The 9275-nt window shown below is 73.2% G+C and carries 9 protein-coding genes; 2 read left to right on the forward strand and 7 right to left on the reverse strand.

Going from position 1 to position 9275, the window contains the following annotated elements:
• Positions 1-127: 127 nt before the first annotated feature.
• The 7 genes from QRN56_RS08790 to QRN56_RS08820 all read right to left on the reverse strand — a co-directional run bounded on the left by QRN56_RS08790 (position 128) and on the right by QRN56_RS08820 (position 6559).
• On the reverse strand, positions 128-715 hold the full coding sequence (locus QRN56_RS08790) for a hypothetical protein (RefSeq protein ID WP_285102451.1): 588 nt from the start codon (positions 713-715) through the stop codon (positions 128-130).
• Positions 712-1941, reverse strand: a complete 1230-nt coding sequence (locus tag QRN56_RS08795) for a glycosyltransferase family 4 protein (protein ID WP_502928770.1) — start codon at positions 1939-1941, stop codon at positions 712-714. The genes QRN56_RS08790 and QRN56_RS08795 overlap by 4 nt, the downstream gene beginning before the upstream one ends.
• Positions 1938-2954 carry a phosphatidylinositol mannoside acyltransferase gene (locus QRN56_RS08800; RefSeq protein ID WP_285102452.1) on the reverse strand — a complete coding sequence of 339 codons (1017 nt, stop codon included), beginning with the start codon at positions 2952-2954 and terminating at the stop codon, positions 1938-1940. The genes QRN56_RS08795 and QRN56_RS08800 overlap by 4 nt, the downstream gene beginning before the upstream one ends.
• A complete protein-coding gene (pgsA, locus tag QRN56_RS08805; protein WP_285102453.1) occupies positions 2954-3622 on the reverse strand; it encodes a phosphatidylinositol phosphate synthase in 669 nt (222 codons plus the stop codon). Before pgsA ends, QRN56_RS08800 begins: the two co-directional genes overlap by 1 nt.
• Entirely contained in the window at positions 3622-4194 is a 573-nt protein-coding gene (locus QRN56_RS08810) for an HIT family protein (protein WP_285102455.1), read from the reverse strand. The genes pgsA and QRN56_RS08810 overlap by 1 nt, the downstream gene beginning before the upstream one ends.
• A 22-nt stretch (positions 4195-4216) precedes the next feature.
• The gene (gene thrS / locus QRN56_RS08815) at positions 4217-6244 is read right to left on the reverse strand and encodes a threonine--tRNA ligase (RefSeq protein WP_285102456.1); all 2028 of its coding nucleotides are present in this window, start codon (positions 6242-6244) and stop codon (positions 4217-4219) included.
• Positions 6245-6373: 129 nt separating this feature from the next.
• On the reverse strand, positions 6374-6559 hold the full coding sequence (locus QRN56_RS08820; protein ID WP_285102458.1) for a hypothetical protein: 186 nt from the start codon (positions 6557-6559) through the stop codon (positions 6374-6376).
• 178 nt (positions 6560-6737) lie between these two features.
• Here QRN56_RS08820 and QRN56_RS08825 point away from each other — a divergent pair, with 178 nt between their 5' ends.
• Both QRN56_RS08825 and QRN56_RS08830 read left to right on the forward strand, forming a co-directional pair.
• The gene (locus tag QRN56_RS08825) at positions 6738-8510 is read left to right on the forward strand and encodes a cation:proton antiporter (protein WP_285102459.1); all 1773 of its coding nucleotides are present in this window, start codon (positions 6738-6740) and stop codon (positions 8508-8510) included.
• Positions 8511-8519: 9 nt separating this feature from the next.
• Positions 8520-9224 (forward strand): tyrosine-protein phosphatase, encoded by a 705-nt coding sequence (locus QRN56_RS08830; protein ID WP_285102460.1) that lies wholly within the window; start codon positions 8520-8522, stop codon positions 9222-9224.
• Positions 9225-9275 lie beyond the last annotated feature (51 nt).

Below are 9275 nucleotides of genomic sequence, written 5' to 3' on the forward strand. Positions count from 1 at the left end.
ATAGTTCTCGCCGGTGGGATCGACGCCGGTCGTTCCGGGCGCGGTCGGCGCCCTGCCTCGATCTTATCGCCCGGCCTGCCGCGTCCCTGCCGCCGCCCGCAGAACGGTCATCTGCCGGACAGCACGGTCACCCGGCGGCCGGCTCCAGCCCGGGCGGCAGGGCGTCGTCGAGCTCGACCGTGCGCGGCATCGGCGCCCGGCCGGCCAGGTGGAACAGCCGCACGTACCAGAGCCTGCGCACCCGCCGGGCCTGCGCCACGGCCTCGTTGTGGAAGCGGCGGGCGAGCGTCACGCGGTACCAGGCGGCCGCCAGGCCCACCACGACCTCGCCCGCCGGGCCTGCCCGCAGGTCCCGCACCGCCTCGGGCGAGCCCAGCGCCTCCCGGAGCGTCGCCGTGAGCCCGGACTCGGCCCGTTCGCGGGCCGAGCCCAGCCCGTCCATCTTCAGCGCGGCGGCGGGCGAGGTGACCGGTCCGGCGTCCGACGCCGTGTACGCGGCGTCGGCCACCAGCACCGAGCTGGCCGGGTCCAGGGCGCCCGACGCCGCCAGCTCCACCGCCGCCGAGGCCCGCCGCACGAGCTGCGCGTCCAGGGCGATGCGCGACGCCGCGACCTTGCGGTGCAGCCGGTCGAGCCGGGAGGCGCCCTGCCAGGCGAACACCAGGCCGACGACGACGGCCGCCAGCGCGACGAGCGCGATCTCCGACCAGGTCACGCGTCACCCCCGACCCGCCGCGGGAACAGCCCCATGAAGCGGCCCACGACGTCGCCGGCGATCGCGTGGTCGGCGTCGAGCGTCATCTCGTACACGGCCAGCACCTGCTCGGTCACGCCGGACCAGTCGAACCGCTGCACCCACTGCGCCGCGTGGGCGCGGTAGGCGTCCCTTCGCGCCGGGTCGGCGATCAGGTCCAGCACTGTGGAGGCGAGGTCGGCGGGGTCGCCGGTGCGGAACAGCGCGCCCGCGGCGCCGTCGTCCAGGACGCGCTGGAAGGCACCCAGGTCGCTGGCCACCACGACGGAACCGGCGCTCATCGCCTCCACGAGCACGATGCCGAAGCTCTCGCCGCCGGTCTGCGGGGCCACGTACAGGTCGGCGGACGCCAGCAGCGCCGCCTTCTCGGCGTCGGACACCGCGCCCAGGAACTCGACGGACGACGCCCGCTCCCCCAGCGCCTCTCGCGTCTCGGCGACGATGCCGTTGCCCCGCCCGGCCACCAGGAACCGGGTGCCGGGCACCCGGTCGAGGATCGTGGGGACCGCCTGCACCAGCACGCTCAGCCCCTTGCGCGGCTCGTCCAGCCGGCCGAGGAAGGCGACGGTCGGCGCGTCGGCCGTGCCCGTCCACTCCGGCCGCCGGGCGCTGCTCGCGAACACCTGCGTGTACACCCCGTTGGGAATCACGACGGCGTCGCCACCCAGGTGGTCCACGAGGGTGCGCCGCGCGTCCTCCGACACGGCGATCCGGGCGGCGATCTTCTCCAGCGACTGCCGCACCAGCGGGTAGGCGACCTGCAGCGCGCGCGAGCGCACCTGGGAGGTGTGGAAGGTGGCGACCACGGGCTCGGTGGCCAGCCACAGGGCGAGCATCGACAGGGACGGGACCATCGGCTCGTGCAGGTGGACGATGTCGAACGGGCTGCCGTCGATGCCGCCCTCCAGCCAGCGGCGCACCCGGGTGGCGGTCAGCGGCCCGAAGGTGAGCCGCGCGACCGAGCCGTTGTAGGGCACCGGTACGGCCCGGCCGGCGGCGGTGACGACGTCGGGCAGCTCGGTGTCGTCGCTGGAGGGAGCCAGCACCGACACGTGGTGTCCTGCGGCCTGCAGCGCCTCGGCGAGGTCGCGCACGTGGAACTGCACGCCGCCGGGGGCGTCGAACGAGTACGGGCAGACGATGCCGACGCGCAGCGAGCGGTGGCCGCGCCGCCGCGTGCCTCTCATCCGTTCTCCCGCGCGGGGGCGGGATCGGGCCGGGCCTCGTCCTGCGCGGTGGTGTCCCGTCCCTCCGCGGCGGACCGCCCCGCCGCCCGCTGCCGGGCCGGGCCCAGGTCGGCGACGAACACGCGCTGCAGCATGTGCCAGTCGTGGGTGTGCTCCACGATCGTCTCCGTGAGCTGGTCGACCCAGCCCTGGGTGAGGATCCGCGCCTGCTCGGCACGTGGCAGCCCGGCGTCGGGCACGGGCAGGGGCGGGTAGAAGTGGATGACGATGCCCCACGGGGTGCCGGCCGCCCGGCGTCGGTCGCCGCGCAGCCGCTCGTAGGTGATCCCCACGGCGTGCACGGGGACGCCCGCCTCCAGGCCCAGGAGGGCCGGGCCGGCGGCCACGCGGGCGCGGTGCCCGGCGAGGTCGACCTCGATGCCGGTCGAGGTCAGGTCACGGTCGCTGAGCAGCGGGATGAGCTTGCTGCCCTCCTTCGCGCCGCGGACCAGGGAACCCAGCACGTCGCCGTTGCCCAGGGCCAGGACCTCGATGCCGAGCGAGCCGCGGAACCGCACGAACTCCTGGAACAGCTCGTCGGGCTTGAGCCGCTCGGCGACGGTGAGCACGCTCGCGAGGTACTGGGAGCCGTACGCGCCCGCCAGGTCCCAGTTGCCGAGGTGGCCCAGCGCGAGCGAGGCAGCGCCGCCGTCGGCGATCACGGGACGCACGTGCTCGTCGTAGCCCTCCACGCGCACACGCGCCCGGAGCCGTTCGGAGGTGACGCCCTGGAGCGTGAACGCCTCCCGGAAGTACCGCATGTAGCTGCGCATGCCCACGCGGGACAGCCGGCGGACCGCCGCGGCGTCCAGGTCGGGCCGCACGCGCGCGTAGTTGCTCTCCATGCGCCGCACGCTCTTGCCGCGCCGCAGCCAGGTGACGTCGGCCACCGCCGTGAACACGGCCCGGAGCACGGGCTCGGGGATCTTCGTGGCGTTGCGCCACGCGAACGTGTACAGCCCGGCGATGTCCATCAGGCGCCCTGCCCGGCCAGCGGACCCTCGTGCGGGTCGTCCCTGGTCTCGACGGCGTGCCGGGCGAGCTGCGCCCGCACCGTGGCGATGCGCTGGAACACGGTCACCAGGCTCGCGAGCGCCAGCAGCGTGAGCATGACCTCGGCCACCACGACCGGCAGGCCGACCTGCAGGAACGTGAACGGGAGCAGCGCCAGCAGGAGCCGGTCGGCGCGTTCGGCGATGCCGACCTGCGCGGTGGCCCCCACGCCCTCCGCGCGGGCCCGCGCATACGGGACCACGCTGCCCAGCACCAGGCAGGCGAGCGCGGCGCTCGTGCCCCACAGGCCGTGGTGCTCGTCGGGGTGCAGCACGAACCAGAGCGTGATGCCGGCGAACACCGCGCCGTCGGACACCCGGTCCAGCGTCGAGTCGAGGAACGCGCCCCACGGGCCCGAGCGCCCGGCCAGGCGCGCCATCACCCCGTCGAGCGAGTCGAAGAGGACGAAGAAGCCGATGAGGAGCCCGCCCACGAGCGTGTGCCCGGTCGGCAGGAGTGTCAGGGCCACCGCGGTGACCACGACGGTGCCGGCGATCGTCACGGCGTCCGGCGAGACCCGCAGGGCCAGCAGCAGCCTCGCCAACGGGGTGAACAGCGTGGTCATGAAGGAGCGCAGGCCCCGTAACATCAGTTCTCCTCTCCGCCCCCCGCGGTCTCCCAGGCCTCCGCGAGCCGACGGCGGGTGTCCGCCAGCAGCTCGGGCAACGCCTTGGTCTGGCCCACCACGGGCAGGAAGTTCGCGTCGCCCAGCCAGCGCGGCACCACGTGCTGGTGCAGGTGCGCCGCGATGCCCGCGCCCGCGACCTCGCCCTGGTTGATACCAAGATTGAAGCCTGCGGGCGCGTGGACGGCGCGCGACACGCGCATGGCCTGCTGAGTCATCCGAGCCAGCTCGACCGTCTCGGCGGCGTCGAGGTCCGTGTAGTCCGAGACGTGCCGGTACGGGAGCACCATCATGTGCCCCGAGTTGTACGGGTACAGGTTCAGCACCACGTAGCACCGCTCCCCGCGGGCGACGACGAGGCCCTGCTCGTCGTCGCCCGCCGGGATGCGGCAGAACGGGCACTGCTGGGTGGTCCCGTCGGCCGGCTTGTCCTGCCCGCCGATGTAGACCATGCGGTGCGGCGTCCAGAGCCGCTGCAGGCCGTCGTCGGAGGGACCGAACGCCGTCGGCGACTCGGGGGTGGGCTCGCTGTTCATCCGGGGACGACCTTCCGGCCGGTCAGACCTGCACCCGGTCGCTGACCGCCTTCACGATCCGCTCGATCGCCTCGGCGACCGGCACCCCGTTCTCCTGCGTGCCGTCGCGGAAGCGGAACGACACGGCGCCCGCCTCGACGTCCTCCCCGCCCGCGATGAGCACGAACGGGACCTTCTCCTTGGACGCGTTGCGGATCTTCTTGCCGAACCGGTCGTCGGAGAGGTCGAGCTCGGCGCGGATCCCCTGGGCGCGGAGCTGGGCGACGACGTCCTTGAGGTAGTCGTCGAAGGCGTCGGCCACGGGCACGGCGAGCACCTGGACCGGCGCGAGCCAGGCCGGGAACTGGCCGGCGTAGTGCTCGATGAGCACGCCCATGAACCGCTCGATGGAGCCGAACTTGGCCGAGTGGATCATCACCGGCTGCTGGCGGGTGCCGTCCGCGGCGGTGTACTCCAGCCCGAAGCCCTTGGGCTGGTTGAAGTCGTACTGGACGGTGCCCATCTGCCAGGTGCGGCCGATGGCATCCTTCGCCTGCACGGAGATCTTGGGGCCGTAGAACGCGGCGCCGCCCGGGTCGGCCACGAGCTCCAGGCCGGTCTCGCGACCCACCCGCTCCAGGATCTCCGTGGCGGCGGCCCAGTCCTCGTCGGATCCCACGAACTTGTCCGGCTTGGAGTCGTCCCGCGTGGACAGCTCCAGGTAGAAGTCGTCCAGGCCGAAGTCGCGCAGCACGCTGAGCATGAAGTCGAGCAGGTGCTTGACCTCGCCCGGCGCCTGCTCGGGCGTCACATACGAGTGCGAGTCGTCCTGCGTCAGGCCGCGCACGCGGGTCAGGCCCTGCACCACGCCGGACTTCTCGTAGCGGTACACCGACCCGAACTCGAACAGGCGCAGCGGCAGCTCCCGGTAGGAGCGCCCGCGCGAGGCGAAGATCAGGTTGTGCATGGGGCAGTTCATGGCCTTGAGCCGGTACTTGGACCCCTCGAGGTCCATCTCCGGGAACATCGTGTCCGCGTAGTACGGCAGGTGGCCCGAGGTGTGGAACAACCCGTCCTTGGTGATGTGCGGGGTGCCGACGTAGGAGAAGCCCTCCTCGATGTGGCGCTGGCGGACGTAGTCCTCCATGACCCGCTTGATCACACCGCCCTTGGGGTGGAACAGCGGCAGGCCCGAACCCACCTCGTCGGAGAAGCTGAACAGGTCCATCTCGGCGCCGATGCGGCGGTGGTCGCGGCGCTCGGCCTCGGCCAGTCGCTCCAGGTACGCCTTGAGCTCGTCCTTGGACGGCCACGCCGTGCCGTAGACGCGCTGGAGCATCGGGTTCTTCTCGCTGCCGCGCCAGTAGGCGGCGGCGTTGCGCATGAGCTGCACGCCGTTGCCGATCAGGCGCGTGTTCGGCAGGTGCGGGCCGCGGCACAGGTCCTTCCAGACCACGGTCTCGCTCTCGCGGCCGGCGCCACGCACGTTGTCGTAGATGGTCAGCTCGCCGCCGCCGACCTCGACGCTCTCGCCGCTCTCGCCGTCGGCCGCGCCGCCCTTGAGGCCGATCAGCTCCAGCTTGTACGGCTCGCCCGCCAGCTCGGCGCGCGCCTCGTCCTCGGTGACGACGCGGCGGCGGAAGGTCTGGCCCTCCTTGATGATGCGCGCCATCGTCTTGTCGAGGGCCTTGAGGTCCTCGGGCGTGAACGGCGTCTCGACGTCGAAGTCGTAGTAGAAGCCGTCCGTGACGGGCGGGCCGATGCCCAGCTTCGCGTCCGGGTTGACCTGCTGCACGGCCTGCGCCAGCACGTGCGCGGCGCTGTGCCGCAGCACGGCGAGGCCGTCGGGCTCGCCGATGGTCACCGGCTCGACCTTGTGGCCGGCCGGGATCTCGCGGTCGAGGTCCCACAGCTCGCCGTCCACGCGCACGACGACCACGTCGCGGCGGTCGCCGTACAGCTCGACGCCGGTGGTCGTCTGCGTGGTCGTCGTCGCCTCCGTGGAGTTCTGCGCCGGGGTCTCGCCACCGGCGAGGTCGGTGGGGCTGGGCGGCGATGCGACGTCGGACACAGGAGTGCTCCTTGGGGAACGGAAGACGAAATGGATCGAGGGGCGCCGTCCACGCGGACGGTGCCCCTCGATCGTACCGATACAGTGCCGGTCCCGTGCCCGCGGTCGCGCCGCGGGCGGACCGGCGGCTCAGCTCTGGCCGAAGTCCTTGGCCTTCTCACCCAGTGCGTCGATCGCGCCGTCGGCCTTGTCCGGCGCGAACTCCTTGAGCTTGTCGGTAGCGGCGTCGACGTTCTCGTCGGTGAGCTGCTCCTTCGCCTTCGCGACGTTGTCCGGGTCGGTCACGAACTCCTTGGCCTTGTCAAAAAGCCCCATGGTTCGACTCCTCTTCGACACAGGCACACCAGGTGCGCCCCCTGCGCACGACGGGGTCCCGCCGGCACCCCGAACCTATGCGGAGACGGCCTCGCGCGCGCGGTAACACGGCCCGACCTGGTATCTCGCAGGGCTGAAAAAGTCGGCGTGCGACGCCGCGGTCTCGTAACGTCAGCCTGTGGAGTACCTGATCGTCGCAGTCGTCGCCGCCATCCTGATCATCGCCGTCACCTCGCTCGCGCCCAAGGCGGGAGTCGCGGCCCCGCTGGTCCTGGTGGTGCTCGGCGCGGGCGTCAGCCTGCTGCCGTGGGTGCCGGCGGTCGAGATACCCCCCGAGGTGATCCTCGGCGGCGTGCTGCCCCCGCTGCTCTACTCCGCCGCGGTCGGGCTGCCGTCGATGGACTTCCGGCGCGACTTCACGGCCATCGGCGGCCTGTCCGTGACGCTCGTGGTGATCAGCTCGGTGCTGCTCGGGCTGCTCTTCCGGTGGCTGATCCCCGGGATCGACCTCGCCACGGCCATCGCGCTGGGCGCCATCGTGAGCCCGACCGACGCCGTCGCGACCTCCATCGTGAAACGGCTCGGGGCGTCCCCGCGCAGCGTCACGATGCTGGAGGGCGAGTCCCTGCTCAACGACGCCTCCGCCCTGGTGCTGCTGCGGTCCGCCATCGCCGCCACCGCGGCCTCGGTCAGCCTGTGGGAGGTCGTGGGCGACTTCGCCTACGCCGCCCTGGTGGCCGTGGCGATCGGCGTGCCCGTCGGCTGGCTCGGCCTGCGGGTGCGCCGCCGGCTGGGCCACGCCGCACTGAGCACGGCCATGTCGTTCGTGGTCCCGTTCGTCGCCTACCTCCCGGCCGAGGAGCTCGGCGCGTCCGGCCTGGTGGCCGTCGTGGCGGCGGGCCTCGTGACCGGCAACGGCTCGCCGCGCTACCTGCGCCCGCAGGACCGGATCGCGGAACGCTCCAACTGGCACACCGTCGAGCTGCTGCTCGAGGGCGCCGTGTTCCTCATCATGGGCATCGAGCTGTTCGCGCTCATCGAGGACGCGGAGTCCGGGACCGGGTCGGTCTGGCAGGCCGTCGTGGTCGCCGCGATCGCCAGCGTGGCGATCCTCGTGGTGCGCGCCGCGTTCGTGACGCCGCTGATCGGCATCCAGGCCCGCCGGGCGCGGCGGGGCGAGGCCGTGCGCGAGACCCTCACCGCGTTCCAGGACCGGATCGACCAGCGAGCGGCCGCGACCCCGCCCGCGTCCGGCGAGCCGGACCAGGCCACCGGGCGGCGCACGGGCCGCCGCTCGACCGCCGAGCGCCTGGAGCGGATCCAGGGGACGCTACGGCGCCGGACCGCCGACATCGACTACGACCTCGCGCGGCCGCTCGGCTGGCGCGAGGGCACGCTGCTGGTGTGGGCGGGCATGCGTGGCGTGGTGACGCTCGCCGCCGCACAGACGCTCCCCCACGACACCCCGGGGCGGTCGTTCCTCATCCTGGTCGCCTTCGGCGTCGCGTTCGGCACGCTCCTGGTCCAGGGCAGCACCCTGCCCTGGCTGACGCGGCGGCTCGGGCTGGTCGGACAGGACACGGCGGGCGACCTGCCCGCCCTGCGGCGCGAGACCGAGCAGGCGGCGCGCGACTACCTGGCAGACCCGCACCGCCCGGACGGCACGCCGTACGACGCCGGCGTGGTCGCCCGCGTGCGCAAGGACACCTACCGGGAGCACGAGTCGCAGGACGAGGACGCGGTGCTCACCAAGGACCGCTTCATCCAGTACCGGGAACTACGGCTGGCCACGATCGCGGCCCAGCGCGAGGAGCTGCTCGCCGCGCGCTCGGCCGGCACCTACGACTCGGCGCAGCTCGGCACCGCCCTGGACCTGCTGGACGCCGAGCAGATCGCCGTCGAGATGCGCAAGGGCAAGTTTTCGCTGCGTGAGGAGGACCCGGAGCGCTAGCCTCCGGGCGTGACGGACTACACACCGCTCCACCTGGACTGGCCGGGCTGCCTGAACGCCCGTGACCTGGGCGGACTACCGCTCACGGGCGGCGGCACGATCCGCGAGCGCGTGCTGGTGCGCTCCGAGTGCCCCAGCCACCTGACCGACGTCGGCGTCGCTGCGGCGAGGGCCTACGGGCTGACGCGGGTCATCGACCTGCGCCGGCCGGAGGAGCTCGAGCAGTGGCCGAGCCGGCTGGCCGACGGTGCGACCTACCTGCACCTGCCGGTGCAGGCCCCCGGCGATCCCGAGGAGGGGCCCTGGGTGCACCTCTACCAGGGAATGCTGGACCGGCGCCCGGAGCTGTTCGCGCGCGCCGTGGGGGCCGTCGCGGACGCGCCGGACGGTCCCGTGCTGGTGCACTGCGCCGCCGGGAAGGACCGCACGGGCCTGGTCGTGGCGCTCGCGCTCACGCTCGCCGGGGCCGACGTCGACGCCCTCGCCGACGACTACGAGGTCACCAACGAGCGGCTCGCGCCCCGGTACGTCGAGCGGGCGGCCGAGCCCGGCTACGACCGGCCCGCCGAGCGCCGGGTGCCGCCCACCCGGCACGTCATCCTCGGGGCGCTGGAGCACCTGCGCACGCGGCACGGCGGCGTCGAGGAGTACCTGGCCCGCGGCGGGCTCACCCCGGGGCACGTCCGTGCGCTGCGCACCCGGCTGGTCGGCTGAGCCGGAGGTGCAGCGCAGGGTGCGGGCCGAGGAACGAGGCACGCGCCCGGA

Source organism: Promicromonospora sp. MEB111, from assembly GCF_030209445.1.
Classification (GTDB): domain Bacteria; phylum Actinomycetota; class Actinomycetes; order Actinomycetales; family Cellulomonadaceae; genus Promicromonospora.

Bases quoted from the DNA above. Each gene is read 5' to 3' on its own strand.
- pgsA (WP_285102453.1), bottom strand. From the start codon at position 3,622: ATGTTACGGGGCCTGCGCTCCTTCATGACCACGCTGTTCACCCCGTTG.
- QRN56_RS08800 (WP_285102452.1), bottom strand. From the start codon at position 2,954: ATGGACATCGCCGGGCTGTACACGTTCGCGTGGCGCAACGCCACGAAG.
- QRN56_RS08820 (WP_285102458.1), bottom strand. From the start codon at position 6,559: ATGGGGCTTTTTGACAAGGCCAAGGAGTTCGTGACCGACCCGGACAAC.
- QRN56_RS08795 (WP_502928770.1), bottom strand. From the start codon at position 1,941: ATGAGAGGCACGCGGCGGCGCGGCCACCGCTCGCTGCGCGTCGGCATC.
- QRN56_RS08810 (WP_285102455.1), bottom strand. From the start codon at position 4,194: ATGAACAGCGAGCCCACCCCCGAGTCGCCGACGGCGTTCGGTCCCTCC.